The 20,128-nt window shown below is 54.0% G+C and carries 18 protein-coding genes and 3 tRNA genes; 9 read left to right on the forward strand and 12 right to left on the reverse strand.

Annotated elements, in window-relative coordinates; all coding sequences use genetic code 11:
• Positions 1-88: 88 nt before the first annotated feature.
• The 9 genes from OGV98_RS00570 to mltB form a co-directional block, all read right to left on the reverse strand.
• Positions 89-165: transfer RNA gene (locus OGV98_RS00570), tRNA-Arg, on the reverse strand.
• Between the two features lie 90 nt (positions 166-255).
• Positions 256-332 (reverse strand) — tRNA-Arg (locus tag OGV98_RS00575).
• A gap of 3 nt (positions 333-335) precedes the next feature.
• Positions 336-428 (reverse strand) — tRNA-Ser (locus OGV98_RS00580).
• A gap of 336 nt (positions 429-764) precedes the next feature.
• Complete coding sequence (gene csrA, locus OGV98_RS00585; protein ID WP_000906486.1) at positions 765-950, reverse strand: carbon storage regulator CsrA; 186 nt, start codon at positions 948-950, stop codon at positions 765-767.
• A gap of 237 nt (positions 951-1,187) precedes the next feature.
• Positions 1,188-3,815 carry an alanine--tRNA ligase gene (gene alaS, locus OGV98_RS00590; RefSeq protein ID WP_016150875.1) on the reverse strand — a complete coding sequence of 876 codons (2,628 nt, stop codon included), beginning with the start codon at positions 3,813-3,815 and terminating at the stop codon, positions 1,188-1,190.
• 128 nt (positions 3,816-3,943) lie between these two features.
• The gene (gene recX, locus OGV98_RS00595; protein WP_171862140.1) at positions 3,944-4,444 is read right to left on the reverse strand and encodes a recombination regulator RecX; all 501 of its coding nucleotides are present in this window, start codon (positions 4,442-4,444) and stop codon (positions 3,944-3,946) included.
• Between the two features lie 86 nt (positions 4,445-4,530).
• A complete protein-coding gene (gene recA, locus OGV98_RS00600; RefSeq protein WP_003037330.1) occupies positions 4,531-5,595 on the reverse strand; it encodes a recombinase RecA in 1,065 nt (354 codons plus the stop codon).
• A 92-nt stretch (positions 5,596-5,687) separates the two neighbouring features.
• Positions 5,688-6,185 (reverse strand): nicotinamide-nucleotide amidase, encoded by a 498-nt coding sequence (gene pncC / locus OGV98_RS00605; RefSeq protein WP_202581028.1) that lies wholly within the window; start codon positions 6,183-6,185, stop codon positions 5,688-5,690.
• Positions 6,186-6,377: 192 nt separating this feature from the next.
• Entirely contained in the window at positions 6,378-7,457 is a 1,080-nt protein-coding gene (gene mltB, locus OGV98_RS00610) for a lytic murein transglycosylase B (protein ID WP_003037336.1), read from the reverse strand.
• Positions 7,458-7,722: 265 nt separating this feature from the next.
• Here mltB and srlA point away from each other — a divergent pair, with 265 nt between their 5' ends.
• From srlA to gutQ, 7 genes are all read left to right on the forward strand, one after another.
• Positions 7,723-8,286 carry a PTS glucitol/sorbitol transporter subunit IIC gene (srlA, locus tag OGV98_RS00615; RefSeq protein ID WP_003037339.1) on the forward strand — a complete coding sequence of 188 codons (564 nt, stop codon included), beginning with the start codon at positions 7,723-7,725 and terminating at the stop codon, positions 8,284-8,286.
• A complete protein-coding gene (gene srlE, locus OGV98_RS00620) occupies positions 8,283-9,254 on the forward strand; it encodes a PTS glucitol/sorbitol transporter subunit IIB (protein WP_071685064.1) in 972 nt (323 codons plus the stop codon). Before srlA ends, srlE begins: the two co-directional genes overlap by 4 nt.
• 13 nt (positions 9,255-9,267) lie before the next feature.
• Complete coding sequence (srlB, locus tag OGV98_RS00625; RefSeq protein ID WP_003846051.1) at positions 9,268-9,630, forward strand: PTS glucitol/sorbitol transporter subunit IIA; 363 nt, start codon at positions 9,268-9,270, stop codon at positions 9,628-9,630.
• 17 nt (positions 9,631-9,647) lie between these two features.
• Positions 9,648-10,427, forward strand: a complete 780-nt coding sequence (srlD, locus tag OGV98_RS00630) for a sorbitol-6-phosphate dehydrogenase (protein WP_071698416.1) — start codon at positions 9,648-9,650, stop codon at positions 10,425-10,427.
• A gap of 55 nt (positions 10,428-10,482) precedes the next feature.
• Complete coding sequence (gutM, locus tag OGV98_RS00635; protein ID WP_003037348.1) at positions 10,483-10,842, forward strand: transcriptional regulator GutM; 360 nt, start codon at positions 10,483-10,485, stop codon at positions 10,840-10,842.
• 137 nt (positions 10,843-10,979) lie between these two features.
• Positions 10,980-11,753: a glucitol operon DNA-binding transcriptional repressor SrlR gene (gene srlR, locus OGV98_RS00640; protein WP_003037350.1), complete on the forward strand. Its 774-nt coding sequence runs from the start codon at positions 10,980-10,982 to the stop codon at positions 11,751-11,753.
• Positions 11,746-12,711 carry an arabinose-5-phosphate isomerase GutQ gene (gene gutQ, locus OGV98_RS00645; RefSeq protein WP_003037353.1) on the forward strand — a complete coding sequence of 322 codons (966 nt, stop codon included), beginning with the start codon at positions 11,746-11,748 and terminating at the stop codon, positions 12,709-12,711. The genes srlR and gutQ overlap by 8 nt, the downstream gene beginning before the upstream one ends.
• On the opposite strand, the gene norR is transcribed toward gutQ, so the two are convergent.
• Positions 12,708-14,228, reverse strand: coding sequence for a nitric oxide reductase transcriptional regulator NorR (gene norR / locus OGV98_RS00650; RefSeq protein WP_049002947.1), 1,521 nt, complete (start codon positions 14,226-14,228; stop codon positions 12,708-12,710). The two genes, gutQ and norR, sit on opposite strands and share 4 nt — an antisense overlap.
• A gap of 188 nt (positions 14,229-14,416) precedes the next feature.
• Between norR and norV the strand changes: the two genes are divergently transcribed.
• Together norV and norW are read left to right on the forward strand one after the other, a co-directional pair.
• Positions 14,417-15,865, forward strand: a complete 1,449-nt coding sequence (gene norV, locus OGV98_RS00655) for an anaerobic nitric oxide reductase flavorubredoxin (RefSeq protein WP_044699694.1) — start codon at positions 14,417-14,419, stop codon at positions 15,863-15,865.
• Positions 15,862-16,995 (forward strand): NADH:flavorubredoxin reductase NorW, encoded by a 1,134-nt coding sequence (gene norW, locus OGV98_RS00660; RefSeq protein WP_202581027.1) that lies wholly within the window; start codon positions 15,862-15,864, stop codon positions 16,993-16,995. Before norV ends, norW begins: the two co-directional genes overlap by 4 nt.
• 161 nt (positions 16,996-17,156) lie before the next feature.
• Here the strand turns inward: norW and hypF are convergent, their stop codons facing one another.
• Both hypF and hydN read right to left on the reverse strand, forming a co-directional pair.
• On the reverse strand, positions 17,157-19,397 hold the full coding sequence (hypF, locus tag OGV98_RS00665) for a carbamoyltransferase HypF (protein ID WP_202581026.1): 2,241 nt from the start codon (positions 19,395-19,397) through the stop codon (positions 17,157-17,159).
• A 143-nt stretch (positions 19,398-19,540) separates the two neighbouring features.
• Complete coding sequence (gene hydN, locus OGV98_RS00670) at positions 19,541-20,086, reverse strand: electron transport protein HydN (protein WP_003037366.1); 546 nt, start codon at positions 20,084-20,086, stop codon at positions 19,541-19,543.
• Positions 20,087-20,128: the final 42 nt, after the last annotated feature.

A 20,128-nucleotide genomic window follows, 5' to 3' on the forward strand; every position in this document is an offset into this window, starting at 1 on the left:
GACCGCTCGGTTCGTAGCCGAGTACTCTATCCAGCTGAGCTACGGATGCATCGGGAATTGCTGATTACTACTGATACTGCAAAGAAGATGGTGCATCCGGGAGGATTCGAACCTCCGACCGCTCGGTTCGTAGCCGAGTACTCTATCCAGCTGAGCTACGGATGCATCAGGAAAACTTACTTACTGCAGATTTGATATCGCTGCTAAAGTGATATCGATTTCCGTAACAACGCTAATGCGTTATTGCAGAGAAGATGGTGCATCCGGGAGGATTCGAACCTCCGACCGCTCGGTTCGTAGCCGAGTACTCTATCCAGCTGAGCTACGGATGCAAATGGCGGTGAGGCGGGGATTCGAACCCCGGATGCAGCTTTTGACCGCATACTCCCTTAGCAGGGGAGCGCCTTCAGCCTCTCGGCCACCTCACCAACACGCCTCTTGCGAGTGCTTCGAAGAACTTGTTTCTGCTCATCGTCGCTGCGTGGCGCACATATTACTTTCTGGGACTTATAAGTCAAACAATTTTTCCAGAGCTTTTATCGTTTGCACATTTCACGCGCAATTAGTCTGCAAAAACGGCAAAAAGAGTGTTTTATCAACAGATAAATTGGCAATTTCCTGAAGCAGTGAACAAACGGAAACTTCGTCGGGAAAGGCATTACGCCCAGTGGAATCGAAAAAATGGGGAGGACGAAGAAGAAAAGAGAAGAAAAAGGGTAACTCAATCAGGTTGCGCCTCACCAGAAAGGTGAGACGCGAAAACCTTAGTAACTGGACTGCTGGGATTTTTCAGCCTGGATACGCTGGTAGATCTCTTCACGATGGACAGAAACTTCTTTCGGGGCGTTTACGCCAATGCGCACCTGGTTGCCCTTCACCCCTAAAACTGTCACGGTGACCTCATCGCCTATCATGAGGGTCTCACCAACTCGACGAGTCAGAATCAGCATTCTTTGCTCCTTGAAAGATTAAAAGAGTCGGGTCTCTCTGTATCCCGGCATTATCCATCATATAACGCCAAAAAGTAAGCGATGACAAACACCTAAGTGTAAGCAGTCACGGCATCACATTCTGTTAAACCTAAGTTTAGCCGATATACACAACTTCAACCTGACTTTATCATTGTCGATAGCGTTGATTCGCATGCCGTAACTTAGGGTTTCGGCATGCGCTGACGCTTATAGTTATTACAGTTTTGCGCTGACCCAGCCTTTCACACTGGCTAACGCTGCAGGCAGAGCCGCTGCATCCGTACCACCGGCTTGCGCCATGTCCGGACGACCGCCACCCTTACCGCCGACCTGCTGAGCGACCATTCCAACCAGTTCCCCTGCTTTCACGCGATCTGTCACGTCCTTAGACACACCCGCAATCAGAGAAACCTTACCTTCCACTACCGTTGCCAGAACGATAACGGTAGACCCCAGTTGATTTTTCAGATCATCAACCATGGTACGCAACATTTTCGGCTCAACGTCCGCGAGTTCACTGACCAGCAGCTTCACACCGTTGATATCAACCGCTTTGCTGGAAAGATTTGCACTCTCCTGCGCCGCAGCCTGTTCCTTCAATTGCTGCAATTCTTTTTCCAGTTGACGTGTACGCTCCAGCACGGAACGAACTTTGTCAGCGATATTCTGGCTATCGCCTTTCAGCAGCTGCGCAACATCGCTTAAGCGATCGCTCTCAGCATGCACGGTTTGGATAGCGCCTTCACCGGTTACCGCTTCGATACGACGAACGCCTGCCGCAGTACCTGACTCGGACACTATGCGGAACAGACCGATATCACCCGTACGGCTGGCGTGAGTACCGCCACACAGTTCGGTAGAGAAATCACCCATGCTCAGAACGCGCACATGGTCGTCATATTTCTCGCCAAACAGCGCCATTGCGCCTTTGGCTTTTGCCGCTTCGAGATCCATGATGTTCGTTTCAATCGGCAAGTTGCGACGGATTTGCGCATTCACCAGATCTTCAACAGCACGGATTTCAGCAGGCTTCATCGCTTCGGTATGAGAGAAGTCGAAGCGCAGCAGTTTATCGTTAACCAGCGAGCCTTTCTGTGCCACATGTGTGCCCAGAACCTGGCGCAGCGCCGCGTGCATCAGGTGCGTTGCGGAGTGGTTCAGGCGAATACGCGCACGACGCGCTTCATCCACATCAGCCTGTACTGCATCACCAATTTTCAGAGAACCCGCAGACAGCTTGCCAATGTGACCAATGGCCTGGCCATATTTCTGTGTGTCGCTAACGGCAAACGCAAAACCTGCGCCTTTCAGTTCACCCTTATCGCCAACCTGACCACCAGATTCCGCATAGAACGGCGTCTGATCCAGTACGACAACAGCGTCCTGACCAGCGTTAATTGCGTCTACCGCTTTACCATCAACAAACAGCGCAGTGACTTTGCCGTTCAGTTCCAGCTGCTCGTAGCCTTTAAATTCAGAGGCGCCATCAACACGAATCATTGCATTGTAGTCTGCGCCAAAACCGCTGGCTTCACGCGCACGACGGCGCTGTTCTTCCATTGCAGCTTCAAAGCCAGCTTCATCAACCTTAATGTTACGCTCGCGGCAAACGTCTGCCGTCAGGTCAACAGGGAAACCGTAAGTGTCATACAGACGGAATGCGGTTTCGCCGTCCAGCGTATCGCCAGACAGTTTTGCCAGTTCTTCATCCAGCAGCGCCAGACCACGCTCCAGCGTACGCGCAAACTGCTCTTCTTCGGTTTTCAGAACCTGCTCAACCATAGCCTGCTGACGCTTCAGTTCTTCACCAGCAGAGCCCATGACGTCCACCAACGGACCAACCAGCTTGTAGAAGAAGGTATCCTTCGCGCCTAGCATGTTGCCATGACGTACCGCGCGGCGAATGATACGGCGCAGCACATAGCCACGGTTTTCATTCGACGGCACAACACCATCGGCAATCAGGAACGCACAGGAACGGATATGGTCGGCGATAACGCGCAGCGACTTGTTGCTCAGATCGGTCGCGCCGGTGACTTTCGCCACGGACTCAATCAGTGAACGGAACAGGTCGATTTCATAGTTGGAGTTAACGTGTTGCAGCACGGCCGCAATACGCTCCAGACCCATACCGGTATCCACGGACGGTTTCGGCAGCGGTTCCATGGTGCCGTCAGCCTGACGGTTGAACTGCATGAAGACGATGTTCCAAATCTCAATGTAGCGATCGCCATCTTCTTCTGCGCTTCCTGGAGGCCCACCCCAGATATGGTCGCCGTGGTCGTAGAAAATTTCGGTGCATGGACCGCAAGGACCGGTATCACCCATCTGCCAGAAGTTGTCGGAAGCATAAGCCGCACCTTTGTTATCACCGATGCGGATGATACGTTCGCGCGGAATACCGACTTCTTTTTCCCAGATTTCATAGGCTTCATCGTCAGTTTCATAGACGGTGACCCACAGACGCTCTTTTGGCAGGGCAAACCAGTTTTCACCGGTCAGCAGTTCCCATGCATATTGAATAGCATCGTGTTTGAAGTAATCGCCGAAGCTGAAGTTGCCCAGCATTTCGAAGAAAGTGTGGTGACGTGCAGTGTAACCGACGTTTTCCAGGTCATTGTGCTTACCACCCGCACGTACACAACGCTGCGAGGTGGTTGCGCGGGAATAATTACGCTTGTCGAGGCCAAGGAAAACATCCTTGAACTGGTTCATCCCGGCGTTGGTAAACAACAAAGTAGGGTCATTGTTCGGTACCAGGGAGCTGCTGGCAACTACCTGGTGTCCTTTACTATGGAAAAAATCGAGAAACGCCTGACGGATCTCAGCGGTGCTCTTGCTCATAATTATCCTGAAGAAATCAAGCTAACGAAATGTCATTACCAGCATCGGCAAGCAAACTGCGCCTCTGGCAATCGAAAAGTGGGAATAAGATAAGTTTTCTTTACTGGGAAGTAAAATCCCGTATGCGGTCAATCGTCAAAATTTCGCCATATTGCCTGAATATCTTCCATCAGATAGCCGCGATAGAGCAAAAAACGCTGGACCTTTACCTTATCTGAAAAATCGACAGGTAAAGGTTCACCGTACTTCCGAATGGCCTGCTCACGCGCAAGCACTGCCCAGTCAATTTCGCACTCACGCATGGCCCGCTCGATAGCTTCACGCATGATCCCTTTTTGGTTTAATTCCTGGCGCACCCGGGCCGGCCCATAACCTTTGCGGCTACGGCTGGCGATAAACTGCTGCACGAAGCGATCATCATCCAGATAACGACTTTCAATACACCAGGCGATGACCTTGTCGTAATCCTCCGGCGTGGCATCAATTTCTTCTGGTCCATTTTTCCCCATCACCGGAGCGGCCAGCTTGCGCCGCAGTTCCTGCTCGCTGTGATCGCGCATCGCCAGAATACGTACGGCGCGGTCAAGCAGTCGGGAATAAGCGGAACGGCGGGAAGTTGCTTCTGTCATAGTAAGCCTTCAGAAATGAAAAAGGGCTGCATGATATGCAGCCCTTTACTATATGCGATTCAAAACATGCGATTCAAAACAGATTATCAGAAATCTTCGTTCGTTTCTTTTACGTCTTCGCCGCTGTCATCAACGGAGAAATCAGGCGTTGAATCCTGGTTATTGAGCAGTAGCTCACGTAATTTCTTCTCAATTTCTTTCGCAGTTGCCGGGTTTTCTTTCAGCCAGTTGGTCGCATTCGCTTTACCCTGACCGATTTTCTCACCGTTGTAGCTGTACCATGCACCAGCTTTTTCAATCAGCTTCTCTTTCACGCCCAGGTCAACCAGTTCGCCGTAGAAGTTGATGCCTTCACCGTAAAGGATTTGGAATTCAGCCTGTTTGAACGGCGCTGCAATTTTATTTTTCACAACCTTAACGCGGGTTTCGCTGCCAACCACGTTGTCACCTTCTTTCACCGCACCAATACGACGGATATCCAGACGAACAGACGCATAGAATTTCAGGGCGTTACCACCGGTGGTGGTTTCCGGGTTACCGAACATAACGCCAATCTTCATACGGATCTGGTTGATGAAAATCAGCAGCGTGTTGGACTGCTTCAGGTTACCGGCCAGCTTACGCATCGCCTGGCTCATCATACGCGCCGCAAGGCCCATGTGAGAGTCGCCAATCTCGCCTTCGATTTCTGCCTTCGGCGTCAATGCGGCAACGGAGTCGACAACGATAACGTCAACCGCACCGGAGCGCGCCAGTGCATCACAGATTTCCAGCGCTTGTTCACCGGTATCCGGCTGAGAACACAGCAGGTTATCGATATCAACGCCAAGCTTACGGGCATAGACCGGGTCCAGTGCGTGTTCTGCATCGATAAATGCACAGGTTTTACCTTCACGCTGCGCAGCGGCAATAACCTGCAGGGTCAGCGTTGTTTTACCGGAGGATTCAGGCCCGTAGATTTCGACGATACGGCCCATTGGCAAACCGCCCGCGCCCAATGCAATATCCAGAGAAAGCGAACCGGTGGAGATAGTTTCCACATCCATGGAACGGTCTTCACCCAGGCGCATGATGGAGCCTTTACCGAATTGCTTTTCGATCTGACCCAGCGCTGCCGCCAACGCTTTCTGTTTGTTTTCGTCGATAGCCATTAATTACTCCTGTCATGCCGCTTTCGGGTTAAACCGCGAAACGTGATAGATAATGTTCTGTTGAGGCAATTATACTGTATGCTCATACAGTATCAAGTATTTTGTAGAAATTGTTGCCACAGGATTTGTAACGCGTAGGCGGTCGCCTGTCGACGGACCGCATCGCGATCGCCGCTAAAGCATTCCCGGCGGGTAATCCCCTCGCCGCTCGCGCTGGCAAAGGCAAACCATACCGTTCCCACAGGTTTTTCTTCGCTACCGCCATCCGGCCCCGCAATACCGCTTATCGAAACAGCGAAATGCGCACGGGCGGCTTTTAACGCGCCTATCGCCATCTCCACCACCACAGGCTCACTCACCGCGCCATGCTGGGCCAGCGTCTCTTCGCGCACGCCAATCATCTGCGCTTTGGCTTCATTGCTGTAGGTCACAAACCCGCGTTCAAACCAGGCGGAGCTTCCGGCAATATCCGTAATCGCTTTGGCTACCCAGCCGCCGGTGCAGGATTCCGCCGTCGTCACGGTTGACCCGCGCGCTTTCAGCGCCAGGCCAACCTGCTCGCTTAACTGCATCAGTTCACTGTCGGTCATTTCAGCCTCTGTCAGTTAAAAAAATATGCCGGACAAGATAGCACTTTCATGACCAATGTGGGGATGGGGAGAACGTTTTACGAGGGGGATTCCAAAAATTGCTCCGTTGCACAAATAAGGCCTGCCGGATGGCGATGCCAGGACATCTTATCCGGCCTACCAGAGATATCTTCCGGTAGGCCGGTGGAGCGATTACTGTACGCGCGCCAGCGCCACCGCCTGACCTAACTGCCAGACTGCCATCGCGTAATGCGTGCTGTGGTTATAGCGGGTAATCGTGTAGAAGTTCGGCAGTCCGTACCAGTACTGATAACCCGTGCCAATATCCAGGCGCAGCAGGCTGGCCTGCTGATGATTCCCCAACGACTGCTGCGGCGTCAGACCCGCGGCAGCAAGCTGAGAAATGCTGTACTGGGTTTTAAAGCCGTTCGCAAGCCCAGGTGCCTGACCATTTGCCGGAACCGCGACCGTATCGCCTTTCACCCAGCCGTGGCCCTTGAAGTAGTTCGCCACACTACCGATGGCATCAACCGGATCCCACAGGTTAATGTGTCCATCGCCATTGAAATCAACGGCATATTGTTTATAGGAAGACGGCATAAACTGGCCGTAGCCCATTGCCCCCGCGAAAGAACCTTTCAAATCGAGCGGATCGTCGCTTTCATCTCGCGCCATCAGCAGGAAGGTTTCCAGTTCACCAGAGAAGTATTCCGCACGACGAGGATAGTTAAACGACAGCGTCGCCAGCGCATCCAGAATCCGCGTTTTACCCATCACGCGGCCCCAGCGAGTCTCTACACCAATAATACCGACAATAATTTCCGGCGGAACTCCGTAGACCTGCCACGCACGGTTCAGCGCATCTTCATATTGATTCCAGAAAGCCACGCCGTTTTGCACGTTGTCAGGTGTGATGAACTGTTTGCGATAGCGCAGCCATGCGCCGTTAGGTCCGGCTGGCGGTTGAGTCGTCGGTGCCTGGCGGTCCATCAAACGCAATACCGAGTCCAGACGCTTGGCCTGCGACAGGATCTCCTGCAGCTGCTGGCGGTCGAAGCCGTGCTTGTTCACCATTTTCTCGATGAACTGCTGCGCGTTCGGATTATTGGCAAAATCGCCGCCCGTTTGCATGACGTTGTGCTGTGGCTCAAGCAGGAAGCCGCCGGATGGCGCACCCGTAGTCGTTTGAGTCTCTGAAGGTTTAGGTTTGCTGCTACAGGCAGCGAGCAGTACGAAAAGGGGGAGTAACGCTACATAACGACGCTTGAACATGAGACATCCATTAAACAAATTCAGCCTGGGAGAAGTATGGTAAAGCATCCTCCGCCATACAAGGAAGCGGTAGTCGCTCTCCTTCACAGAATTTACATCCCCTTTCATCTCTGACCATCACATTTGCGAGCTTTCACGCAAAAACTTTCAAATTAAAATATTTATCTTTTATTTTGAGATCAAAATAACACTTTTATATCTTTCAATCTGATTAAAATCAGCCACCGTTTGGCAAGATAACTAAAAATCCCTACAGGAGAGAATAATGATCGACACCATCACACTCGGTGCTGAGTGGTTTATCGGGCTGTTCCAGAAAGGCGGAGAAGTGTTTACCGGCATGGTGACCGGTATTCTGCCACTGCTGATCAGTCTGCTGGTCATCATGAATGCGCTGATTAACTTTATCGGTCAGCAGCGTATTGAACGTTTTGCCCAGCGTTGCGCCGGAAACCCGCTATCCCGCTATTTGCTACTGCCGTGCATCGGCACATTTGTATTTTGTAACCCAATGACGCTGAGTCTGGGTCGCTTTATGCCAGAAAAATACAAGCCTAGTTACTACGCCGCCGCGTCTTACAGTTGCCATTCCATGAACGGCTTATTCCCGCACATCAACCCCGGCGAACTGTTTGTCTATCTGGGGATCGCCAGCGGACTGACCACGCTGGGGCTTCCGCTTGGCCCACTGGCGGTGAGCTATTTGCTGGTCGGTCTGGTGACCAACTTCTTCCGTGGCTGGGTGACCGATTTCACCACCACTATCTTCGAGAAAAAAATGGGCATTCAACTTGAGCAGAAGGTACATCTGGCGGGAGCAACATCATGACACGTATTCGTATTGAAAAAGGCACCGGCGGCTGGGGTGGCCCGCTTGAACTGGATGCCGTTCCGGGCAAGAAAATTGTCTATATCACCGCAGGAACTCGCCCCGCGATCGTCGACAGGATAGCAAGCCTGACCGGCTGGCAGGCCGTTGATGGCTTCAAAGAGGGCGAGCCGCCGGAGAGCGAAATTGGTGTGGCGATCATCGACTGCGGCGGCACGCTGCGCTGTGGGATCTACCCTAAACGCCGTATACCGACGGTGAATATTCACGCTACGGGTAAATCCGGCCCACTGGCTCAGTACATTGTCGAAGATATCTATGTCTCTGGCGTAAAAGAAGAAAACATTACCGTTGTCGGCGAAGCGTCCGCCACGCCAACGACCGCAAGCAGCAGCATGGGACGCGATTACGACACCAGCAAGAAAATTACCGAGCAAAGCGATGGTCTGTTGGCAAAAGTCGGAATGGGCATGGGTTCAGCCGTTGCGGTTCTGTTCCAGGCCGGGCGCGACACTATTGATACCGTCCTGAAAACTATTTTGCCATTTATGGCGTTCGTCTCAGCACTGATCGGCATCATTATGGCTTCGGGTCTGGGAGACTGGATCGCCCATGGACTCGCACCACTGGCCAGCCATCCGCTGGGACTGGTCACGCTGGCACTGATCTGCTCTTTCCCACTGCTGTCGCCTTTCCTCGGCCCCGGTGCGGTCATCGCCCAGGTTATCGGCGTGCTGATCGGTGTACAGATTGGTTTGGGGAATATTCCCCCACATCTGGCGCTACCTGCCCTGTTCGCCATTAACGCCCAGGCCGCATGTGACTTTATTCCTGTCGGGTTGTCGCTGGCCGAAGCGCGTCAGGACACGGTCCGCGTCGGCGTGCCATCCGTTCTGGTGAGCCGCTTTCTGACCGGCGCGCCAACCGTTCTCATCGCCTGGTTTGTTTCCGGCTTTATTTACCAATAAGAGGCACTCAAAAATGACCGTGATTTATCAAACCACCATCACCCGTATCGGCCAGAGCGCCCCGGATGCATTGTGCGACCAGATGCTGATTACCTTTCGTGAAGGCGCGCCCGCGGATATCGAGGAGTTTTGCTTCATCCATTGCCACGGCGAGCTGAACGGTTCGTTGCAAGCTGGGATCCAGTTTGAACTAGGCCAGCATCACTACCCGGTCACCGCCGTTGGCAGCGTGGCGGAACAAAACTTACGTGAACTCGGGCATATCACTCTGCGCTTTGACGGACTGAGTGAAGCGGAATTCCCCGGTACCGTACACGTTGCAGGTCCCGTACCGGACGGTATCGCGCCGGGCTGTATTTTGAAGTTTGTTGCTTAAGATTGAAGGAGATAAAGATGAATCAGGTTGCCGTTGTCATTGGTGGAGGCCAGACCCTTGGGGCATTCCTTTGCCGTGGGCTTGCGACAGAAGGATACCGCATCGCGGTGGTGGATATTCAAAGCGATAAAGCCGCCAACGTGGCGCAGGAAATTAACGCCGAGTTTGGCGAAGGCACCGCCTACGGTTTTGGCGCAGATGCCACCAGCGAACAGAGCGTGCTGGCGCTGTCGCGCGGAGTGGATGAAATATTCGGTCGTGTTGATCTGCTGGTTTACAGCGCGGGTATCGCTAAAGCCGCGTTTATCAGCGACTTTCAGCTTGGGGATTTCGACCGCTCGCTGCAGGTCAATCTGGTTGGCTACTTCCTCTGTGCACGTGAATTCTCACGCCTGATGATCCGCGATGGCGTGCAGGGACGCATTATCCAGATCAACTCCAAATCAGGGAAAGTGGGCAGCAAACACAATTCAGGCTACAGCGCGGCAAAATTTGGCGGCGTGGGCTTAACCCAGTCACTGGCGCTGGATCTGGCGGAATACGGCATTACCGTGCATTCACTGATGCTCGGCAATCTGTTGAAATCACCGATGTTCCAGTCGTTATTACCGCAATATGCAACCAAACTTGGCCTTAAGCCAGATGAAGTTGAGCAGTACTACATTGATAAGGTTCCGCTTAAGCGCGGCTGCGATTATCAGGACGTGCTAAACATGCTGCTGTTTTACGCCAGTCCGAAAGCCTCTTACTGTACCGGGCAGTCCATCAACGTCACCGGCGGTCAGGTGATGTTTTAATGTTGAATTGCCGGATGGCGTCTGCGCTTATCCGGCAAAATCAAAGGAGTACAAAATGGTTTCCGCACTGATTACCGTCGCCGCTATCGCCTGGTGTCTACAACTGGCGCTTGGTGGCTGGCAAATATCCCGCTTTAACCGGGCGTTTGATAGGCTTTGCCAACAGGGTCGGGTTGGTGTTGGTCGCTCCGGTGGGCGTTTTAAACCGCGCGTGGTAGTCGCCATCGCGCTAAATGAGCAGCAGCGGGTGACCGACACGTTATTTATGAAAGGTCTTACGGTATTCGCCAGACCCGGCAAAATTGCCACGATAACCGGCAAACATCTTGATGATTTACAGCCTGATGTGATCTTTCCCCATGATCCGTTAGCACAGAATGCACTATCATTGGCGCTTAAACTGAAACATGGGTAATTTCGTTGTGAATGCTAATAGCTTGCGAAATTATCATTTTGCAACCTATACCCCAAATAATTCGAGTTGCAGGAAGACCAACGCACATGCAGCTTGAAGTATGACGGGTAAATACATAAGTCAGGGTAATCACGCCTATGAAACCTCGTCAGCGTCAGGCTGCCATATTGGAGCACCTGCAAAAGCAGGGAAAATGCTCGGTTGAAGAACTGGCCCACTACTTTGACACGACTGGCACGACCATTCGCAAAGACCTGGTCATTCTGGAGAACGCCGGAACCGTCATTCGTACCTATGGCGGCGTGGTATTAAATAAAGACGAATCCGATCCGCCAATCGATCACAAAACGCTAATTAATACGCATAAAAAAGAGCAGATTGCCGAAGCTGCCGTCCGTTTTATACACGATGGCGACTCTATTATTCTGGATGCGGGCAGCACCGTACTGCAGATGGTGCCGATGCTCACACGCTTTAGCAACATCACCGTCATGACCAACAGTCTACACATTGTTAACGCCCTTTCGGAGCTGGACAACGAGCAAACCATCCTGATGCCGGGCGGGACCTTTCGCAAAAAATCTGCGTCATTTCACGGTCAGCTGGCAGAAAACGCCTTTGAGCAGTTCAGCTTTGATAAACTCTTCATGGGAACCGACGGCATTGACCTCAATGCCGGCGTGACCACTTTTAATGAGGTGTTTAGCGTCAGTAAAGCGATGTGTAATGCCGCTCGCGAAGTGATTCTGATGGCTGACTCGTCAAAATTTGGGCGCAAAAGCCCTAATGTTGTATGCAGTCTGGAAAGCGTCGACAAGCTGATTACCGATGCGGGTATCGACCCTGCATTTCGTCAGGCGCTGGAAGCAAAAGGGATTGAAGTGATCATAACCGGAGAAACCAATGAGTGATGCACTACTGAACGCAGGCCGTCAGACGTTAATGCTGGAACTACAGGAAGCCAGCCGTTTGCCTGAGCGACTGGGCGATGATTTTGTCCGCGCCGCCAATACTATCATCCACTGTGAAGGCAAAGTCATTGTCTCCGGTATCGGTAAATCAGGTCATATTGGCAAAAAAATTGCGGCGACCCTCGCCAGTACCGGCACGCCTGCCTTTTTTGTGCATCCGGCGGAAGCGCTGCACGGTGACTTAGGGATGATCGAAAGCCGTGATGTCATGCTGTTTATCTCCTACTCCGGCGGTGCGAAAGAGCTGGATCTCATCATTCCGCGCCTGGAAGACAAATCCGTCGCCCTGCTGGCAATGACCGGAAAACCGACCTCACCGTTGGGCCTGGCCGCCAAAGCCGTGCTGGATATTTCCGTTGAGCGCGAAGCCTGTCCGATGCGCCTGGCACCGACGTCCAGTACCGTAAATACGTTGATGATGGGCGATGCGCTGGCAATCGCCGTAATGCAGGCGCGCGGCTTTAACGAGGAAGATTTTGCCCGCTCGCATCCGGCAGGTGCGCTGGGCGCTCGTCTGTTAAATAAAGTGCATCATCTGATGCGCCGTGACGATGCCATCCCGCAGGTGACGCTTACCACCAGCGTCATGGACGCGATGCTGGAGCTCAGCCGCACGGGTCTTGGCCTGGTCGCGGTCTGCGACGACCAGTCACTGGTGAAAGGGGTCTTTACCGACGGCGACCTGCGCCGCTGGCTGGTTGGCGGCGGAGCGCTCACCACTCAGGTTAGCGAAGCAATGACCCAGAATGGCATTACGCTGCAGGCGCAGAGCCGCGCGATTGACGCCAAAGAGATCCTGATGAAGCGCAAAATCACTGCCGCCCCGGTGGTCGATGAAAACGGTAAACTCACCGGTGCTATCAACCTGCAGGATTTCTATCAGGCCGGTATTATCTAATCCTTCAACCCCAGACGCTTCGCCAGCCGGTGCAGGTTGGCGACGTCTGTTTCCAGCGCCCGCGCACTTGCCGCCCAACTATGGTTATTTTGTGCCAGCGCCCGGCGGATCATCTCCCGCTGGAACGACTCTGTTGCTTCACGCAGGTTGTGATGCTGTGGGATCTCCGCAACAACTTCCGCCGGCGGTGTTACTGGCGCTTCATCATGCAGGGCAAAATGCTGCGCCTCCAGCACCACTTCATCCCCTGCCCTGGTCGCCCTTGCCAGAACCACCGCGCGGTGAATGGCATGTTCCAGCTCGCGCACATTCCCGGGCCAGGCGTAGCTCAACAGATGGCTACGCGCACCGGGGCTTAACACCACGCGGGACAGTCCCAGCCGCAGCCGACATTGCTCGCAAAAATAGCCTGCCAGCAGCACCACGTCTTCACCGCGTTCACGAAGAGGCGGTACCGAAAGGGGAAAGACGCTCAGCCGGTGGAACAAATCCGCACGGAAATTCCCAGCCAACACCTCTTCGCGTAAATCACGGTTCGTCGCCGCCAGCACTCGCACATCCACGCGCAAGCTGCGATCGTCACCTACGCGCTGAATATCACCGTACTGCAATACGCGCAGCAGCTTAGCCTGTAGCGCCAGCGAGAGTTCGCCTATCTCGTCGAGAAATAGCGTCCCATTGTCGGCCATTTCAAACTTACCGCTACGATTGCTGATAGCCCCGGTAAACGCGCCTTTTACGTGACCAAACAGTTCGCTTTCGGCAACGCTTTCCGGCAACGCCGCGCAGTTCAGATACACCAGTGGATTCACCGCGCGCGGCGAACCTTCATGGATAGCTTTAGCCACCAGCTCCTTCCCGGTTCCCGTTTCACCGCTAATCAGCACGTTGAGATCGGACCCCGCCACAATCTCAATCTCTTTTTTCAACTGCATCATATTGGGCGACAGGCCAATCATCTGGGTTTCCGTCACCTGCTCAAAGTTGGTTGACGAACCTGGCAGCATATTCTGGCTTTCCAGCTGTTCAATCAGCAACGCATTGCTCAATGCGCCAGCCGCCAGCGCGGCAATCAGCCTAAGCTCCTCATCGCTGAAAACATCGAACTGATCGGGCTCCATGCCATCCAGGGTTAACGCACCAATCAAATTTTGACCGGCGAACAACGGCAGCCCAATACAGGCATGCACTTTCAGACTCTCCTGCCCCGGAATCAGACCATCATACGGGTCTGGCAAATCGCTGTCGGCAGGGAAACGAACCACGTCCCCGGCGCGGGCAATCGCCTCCAGACGCGGATGCCCTTCCAGAGTAAAGCGTCTGCCGAGAACATCCTGCGCCAGCCCATCGATCGCCAGCGGAATAAACTGTCGCGACTCGTAGCGCAGCAGTGCCGACGCGTCGCACTCCAGCACCTGACGCAAGGTGGTTATCAGTCGTTGAAAACGGTCCTGATGCCCAATACCGCTTTGTAATTCAATGGCGATGCCCGCCAGCACGTCTACGGAAAAGCTCATGGCTACCTCATTGTCATTTTGACAATTCATATTGTCATATTGACAATAAAACATATAGTCATTTTGACTACCACCTTATAGGTGGTAAAACAACTAATCCTTTAAAATCAAACAAATAAAAAGTTGGCACGCAACCTGCAATTAGCAAAACATCTTTTTTGAAAAACGCTGAATTAATTGAGGTTGTTATGTCTATTCTGGTTAAAAATAACATTCATTGGGTTGGCCAACGTGACTGGGAAGTGCGTGATTTCCACGGAACTGAATACAAAACGCTGCGCGGCAGCAGCTACAACAGCTATCTCATCCGTGAAGAAAAAAATGTCCTGATCGATACAGTAGACCACAAGTTTAGCCGTGAATTCGTGCAGAACCTGCGCAGTGAAATTGACCTCGCGGATATCGACTACATCATCATTAACCACGCTGAAGAAGACCATGCCGGGGCGCTGACCGAGCTGATGTCCTGCATCCCGGACACGCCGATTTACTGCACCGCCAACGCTATTGACTCTATCAACGGGCACCACCATCACCCGGAATGGAACTTTAACGTAGTGAAAACCGGTGACAGCCTGGACATCGGTAACGGCAAGCAGCTGATCTTCGTTGAAACGCCGATGCTGCACTGGCCGGACAGTATGATGACCTACATGACCGGCGATGCGGTGCTGTTCAGTAACGACGCTTTCGGTCAGCACTACTGCGACGAACGTCTGTTTAACGACGAAGTTGACCAGACTGAACTGTTCGAACAGTGCCAGCGTTACTACGCCAACATCCTGACGCCATTCAGCCGTCTGGTTACACCGAAAATTACTGAGATCCTCGGCTTCAACCTGCCGGTCGATATGATTGCCACTTCCCATGGCGTGGTATGGCGCGACAACCCGACACAAATCGTTGAGCTGTACCTGAAATGGGCGGCGGATTATCAGGAAGACCGCATCACCATTTTCTACGACACCATGTCCAACAACACCCGCATGATGGCGGACGCGATTGCCCAGGGCATCAACGAAGTTGACCCGAATGTAGCGGTGAAAATCTTTAACGTCGCCCGCAGCGACAAAAACGAAGTTTTGACCAACGTCTTCCGCTCTAAAGGCGTGCTGGTCGGGACTTCCACAATGAACAACGTGATGATGCCGAAAATCGCCGGTCTGGTGGAAGAGATGACCGGCCTGCGTTTTCGTAACAAGCGTGCCAGCGCCTTTGGTTCACACGGCTGGAGCGGCGGTGCAGTAGACCGTTTGTCCACGCGTTTGCAGGATGCAGGTTTCGAGATGTCACTGAGCCTGAAAGCGAAATGGCGTCCGGACCTGGATGCACTGGAACTGTGCCGCCAGCACGGCCGTGAAATCGCGCGTCAGTGGGCGCTGGCTCCATTGCCGGAAACAACCGTGAAAGCCGTCGCCCAGGAAGAAGCCTGTGCGTGTGCCGCTGCGGCTGCCGCCGATCTTGGTCCAAGCATGCAGTGCAGCGTGTGCCAGTGGATTTACGATCCGGCGAAAGGCGAACCGTTGCAGGACGTTGCGCCGGGTACGCCATGGAGCGAAGTTCCGGACAACTTCCTGTGCCCGGAATGCTCACTAGGTAAAGACGTCTTCGACGTACTGGCAACGGAGGCAAAATGAGTCACGGCATTGTCATCATTGGTTCGGGCTTCGCCGCCCGCCAGTTAGTCAAAAATATCCGTAAGCAGGATGCGAATGTTCCGCTGACCTTAATTGCCGCGGACAGCATGGATGAGTACAACAAGCCCGATCTCAGCCATGTTATCAGTCAGTCACAGCGTGCAGACGACCTCACCCGCCAGTCGGCGGGGGAGTTTGCCGAACAGTTTAATTTGCGCCTGTTTCCACATACCTGGGTAACCGACATCGACGCCGATACCCACGTAGTGAAAAGTCAGGACAAGCAGTGGCAGTACGACAAGCTGGTGCTGGCGACGGGCGCTTCAGCCTTTGTACCGCCGGTTACCGGACGTGAGTTAATGCTCACGTTAAACAGCCAACAAGAGTATCGAGCTTGTGAAACGCAACTGCGTGACGCCCAGCGTGTGCTGATTGTCGGCGGCGGCTTGATTGGTAGTGAACTGGCGATGGATTTTTGTCGCGCCGGTAAAGCGGTAACGCTTATTGACAACGCCGCCAGCATTCTGGCTTCGCTGATGCCGCCGGAAGTCAGCAGTCGCTTACAGCATCGTCTGACCGATATGGGCGTACACCTGCTGCTGAAATCACAGCTCCAGAGTCTGGAGAAAACCAGCACCGGTATTCGCGCTACGCTCGATCGTAGCCGCAACGTAGAAGTCGATGCGGTGATTGCCGCCACCGGCCTGCGCCCGGAAACCGCACTGGCGCGTCGCGCCGGATTGAACATCAATCGTGGCGTCTGCGTCGACAGCTACCTGCAAACCAGCCACCCGGACATTTATGCTCTCGGCGACTGTGCGGAGATTAACGGTCAGGTGCTCCCGTTCCTGCAGCCGATTCAGCTGAGCGCCATGTATCTGGCGAAAAACCTGCTCGGCGGCAATACGCCATTGAAACTGCCAGCCATGCTGGTAAAAGTCAAAACGCCAGAACTGCCTTTACATTTGGCCGGGGAAACCCAGCGCCGCGATCTGAACTGGCACATCGCCGCCGAAGCACAGGGGATGGTCGCAAGAGGGATGAACGACGAAGGCCAGCTGTGTGCGTTTGTCGTCAGTGAAGACCGCATGAAAGAGGCCTTTGCGCTGCTGAAAACGTTGCCCGTGTAAGTCTGTGATGCCGGATAGCGCCGCTTCGCGTCTTATCCGGCCTACGACTTTGCCCGGCAACGCTGCTACTGATTTATTAACCTCACGCACATGGATGTGCGTTGCCACTTGTCGGTATGCCCCGACATGTTTTTCTTGCCCCGCCAGTCCCGGGGCTTTTTTTATTTTTGCGTCAACACCCGCGCCGCGGCAATCACGCCCTGTCCCAATGACAACCCGCCGTCGCCCGCCGGTAAACGCTGCGGGAACAGTAAGGTAAAATCGCGCAGATAAAACGCCAGACGGGCCGACAATAAGCGGTTATGCATCACGCCACCGCTGAATACTAACGTTTTAATTCCGCGCGCTTCGGCCTGCTCACGCATCAGCGTGGCAAAACCACACGCCAGCGCGTCGTGAAACGCCCACGCTCTTTCTGCAGGGGCGGTCTGCCAGGTCAGCCATTGCTGCCAAAAAATTGCTAAGTCCAGTTGATTGCCATTAAGCGGCACCGTAACAGGGTGATCAACACCTGCACACTGCGATGCCAGCGCCTCCAGCGCACAGGCCGCCTCACCTTCATAACTCAACGATTCCGGCGCACAATGCAACGCGGCGGCAACCGCATCAAACAGTCGTCCGCACGACGATGCCAGCGGGGCATTGATTCCCCGCTCGATGGCGCGCGCCAGTACGTTCCAGTTTTGATGCTGTAGCCCCGATGTTTCTGGGTAACGCTGCCAGTCAGGAACAAAACGCAGGCACTGCGCGAGCAGATTGCGCCATGGCTGTTTTGCCGCTAAATCGCCGCCCGCCAGCGCTACCGCCGGTAAGCCGCCAAGGTGTTCGCATTCACGATAGTTGACCCGCAGACATTCGCCGCCCCACAGCGCGCCATTTTCCCCCATGCCGATACCGTCCAGCGTCAGAGCAATCACATCGCCGCCATCGAGCGGCCAGCCGTGCTCGGCAAGACATGCAGCGGCATGAGCATGGTGATGCAATACCGTTTCGGTTGGCAGATTCATTTCGCTGGCCCACTGGCTGGAAACATAGCCAGGGTGGGCATCATGCACGATACGCAGTGGCGTAAAATCATAAATATTCTGGATCAGGCGTAGCGCATCACGCCACTGCTGCTGAATGCCGTCATCGCTGAGATCGCCTAAATGCTGGCTGATAACCGCCTGTTCGCCACGCACCAGGCAGAAGGTATTTTTCAGATCTGCGCCTAAGCACAGCATCGGCGGCACGTCGCGAAATCCTGGCGGCAGCGCGACCGCATCCGGCACGTAACCCCGGGAACGACGCAGCATTTCCCCGCTATCACGCACCACGGAGTCATCCATCCGCTGCACAATTTCGCGGTTATGCAGCAGGAAACCATCAGCAATCGCACTTAAATCTTCCAGCGCCTGGGCGTTGGTAATGGCCGGAGGCCTGCCGCTGAGGTTGCCGGAGGTCATCACCAGTGGACAATTCATCTCTTGTAAGAGCAAATGCTGCAATGGATTCGCGGGCAGCATGACGCCCACTTCCGTTAACCCTGGCGCAATGCCCTCGCTCAATGCAGCGACATAACGTTTCTGCACCAGCACGATCGGCGCAGCAGGTGTAGTCAGCAAACGACGAGCAGGTTCGGGCAGTCCGTCATCACCTGGCAGCATTACCGCCAGCGGTTTCGCCGGACGGTGTTTACGCAGCCTGAGCAGCGCGACGGCGTCATTATTGCGCGCATCGCACACCAGATGAAACCCACCAATGCCTTTAACCGCCACAATACCGCCTGCTTTCAGCCGCGATACCGCCGCCTGCAGCGCCTCTTCTTTCTCCGCCCGCTCATCCGTGCTGAACCACTCAAGATGAGGGCCGCACACCGGACAGGCAACGGGCTGGGCATGGAAGCGACGATCATACGGGTCACGATACTCTTTGTCGCATTGCGCACAGAGTGGGAACGACGCCATCACGGTGAACGGGCGGTCATAGGGCATGGCGCGGATAATCGTAAAGCGTGGACCACAGTGGGTGCAGTTGATAAAGGGGTATCGGTAGCGACGTTCGCCGGGGGTGTTCATTTCAACAAGGCATTCGGGACAGGTCGCGGCATCCGGAACGATTTGCGTATTCATCGTACCGCCAGTACTTTGACGAATCGAGAAATCAGCAGGCTGCTGCGTCCAGGCGAATGCTTCGCTCTCAACGCTGTCAATGCGCGCCAGCGGTGGGCAGTGTTGATGTAACTGCGCAATAAATACCGCCGGATCTTCCTGTAAGCGCACAACCACACCGTCACCGTCGTTACACACATCGCCATGCAGTTGTAACCGCTGCGCCAGTTGCCAGACGTAGGGGCGAAATCCGACGCCCTGTACTTTGCCGCGAATACGCAACTGTACGCCGGAGTGGTTGTTTATTGTCATTAGATTATTCCCGCAGTCATCAATCCCGGTTAGCCTGATGGCGCGATACTTATCAGGCCTACGGGGATGCGAACAGTAGGCCGGATAAGGCGAAGCCGCCATCCGGCATAAGTACTACCGTATTTTACGCGGATTTTCAGATATCAGAACAGCAAAGATGCGGTGGAATCCAGCGCCGCGCGACGGCGTTTTTCCGCGCTAAGTTGCTCAAGCTTATTGCGATCTACATAAATCAGCGCGTGAGTCGGGCACACTTCCATACAGGCAGGACCGGCCTCGCGATGGTGGCACAGGTCGCACTTATTGGCTTCAGCTTTTTCTGCACGGACGTTCAGACCCGCGCCGCTGTTACGCACAACCGGACGCACGACCACTTCCATTGCGCCGTAAGGACAAGCCACAACGCAAGTTTTACAGCCAATGCAGCGTTCCTGCATTACGTGAACAAAACCTTTATCACGGCTGATCGCACCGTTCGGGCAGACGTTAGCGCACGGCGCGTCTTCACACTGGCGGCACAGCGTCGCCGTGGAGACATTAACGCCTTTGATGACGTGAATGCGGGGTAAAAAAGTTTCAGGGGTCAGCGATGCGCAGTCCTGGTTATCCTGATGGGATACCACGCAGGCCACTTCACAGGTACGGCAACCAATGCATTTATTGGCGTCTGCAATGATGAAACGGTTCATCAATTTCTCCAGCAATGACAGAATATCTGCCGAAGCATTCAC

The sequence above is a fragment of the Citrobacter sp. Cf136 genome (genome assembly GCF_030333815.1).
Classification (GTDB): domain Bacteria; phylum Pseudomonadota; class Gammaproteobacteria; order Enterobacterales; family Enterobacteriaceae; genus Citrobacter; species Citrobacter freundii.

Coding starts and splice junctions, on each gene's coding strand:
- srlB (WP_003846051.1), top strand. CDS start 9,268: ATGACCGTGATTTATCAAACCACCATCACCCGTATCGGCCAGAGCGCC.
- hypF (WP_202581026.1), bottom strand. CDS start 19,397: ATGACAATAAACAACCACTCCGGCGTACAGTTGCGTATTCGCGGCAAA.
- hydN (WP_003037366.1), bottom strand. CDS start 20,086: ATGAACCGTTTCATCATTGCAGACGCCAATAAATGCATTGGTTGCCGT.
- srlE (WP_071685064.1), top strand. CDS start 8,283: ATGACACGTATTCGTATTGAAAAAGGCACCGGCGGCTGGGGTGGCCCG.
- csrA (WP_000906486.1), bottom strand. CDS start 950: ATGCTGATTCTGACTCGTCGAGTTGGTGAGACCCTCATGATAGGCGAT.
- srlD (WP_071698416.1), top strand. CDS start 9,648: ATGAATCAGGTTGCCGTTGTCATTGGTGGAGGCCAGACCCTTGGGGCA.
- recX (WP_171862140.1), bottom strand. CDS start 4,444: ATGACAGAAGCAACTTCCCGCCGTTCCGCTTATTCCCGACTGCTTGAC.
- srlR (WP_003037350.1), top strand. CDS start 10,980: ATGAAACCTCGTCAGCGTCAGGCTGCCATATTGGAGCACCTGCAAAAG.
- gutM (WP_003037348.1), top strand. CDS start 10,483: ATGGTTTCCGCACTGATTACCGTCGCCGCTATCGCCTGGTGTCTACAA.
- norR (WP_049002947.1), bottom strand. CDS start 14,228: ATGAGCTTTTCCGTAGACGTGCTGGCGGGCATCGCCATTGAATTACAA.
- norW (WP_202581027.1), top strand. CDS start 15,862: ATGAGTCACGGCATTGTCATCATTGGTTCGGGCTTCGCCGCCCGCCAG.
- recA (WP_003037330.1), bottom strand. CDS start 5,595: ATGGCTATCGACGAAAACAAACAGAAAGCGTTGGCGGCAGCGCTGGGT.
- alaS (WP_016150875.1), bottom strand. CDS start 3,815: ATGAGCAAGAGCACCGCTGAGATCCGTCAGGCGTTTCTCGATTTTTTC.
- gutQ (WP_003037353.1), top strand. CDS start 11,746: ATGAGTGATGCACTACTGAACGCAGGCCGTCAGACGTTAATGCTGGAA.
- norV (WP_044699694.1), top strand. CDS start 14,417: ATGTCTATTCTGGTTAAAAATAACATTCATTGGGTTGGCCAACGTGAC.
- srlA (WP_003037339.1), top strand. CDS start 7,723: ATGATCGACACCATCACACTCGGTGCTGAGTGGTTTATCGGGCTGTTC.
- pncC (WP_202581028.1), bottom strand. CDS start 6,185: ATGACCGACAGTGAACTGATGCAGTTAAGCGAGCAGGTTGGCCTGGCG.
- mltB (WP_003037336.1), bottom strand. CDS start 7,457: ATGTTCAAGCGTCGTTATGTAGCGTTACTCCCCCTTTTCGTACTGCTC.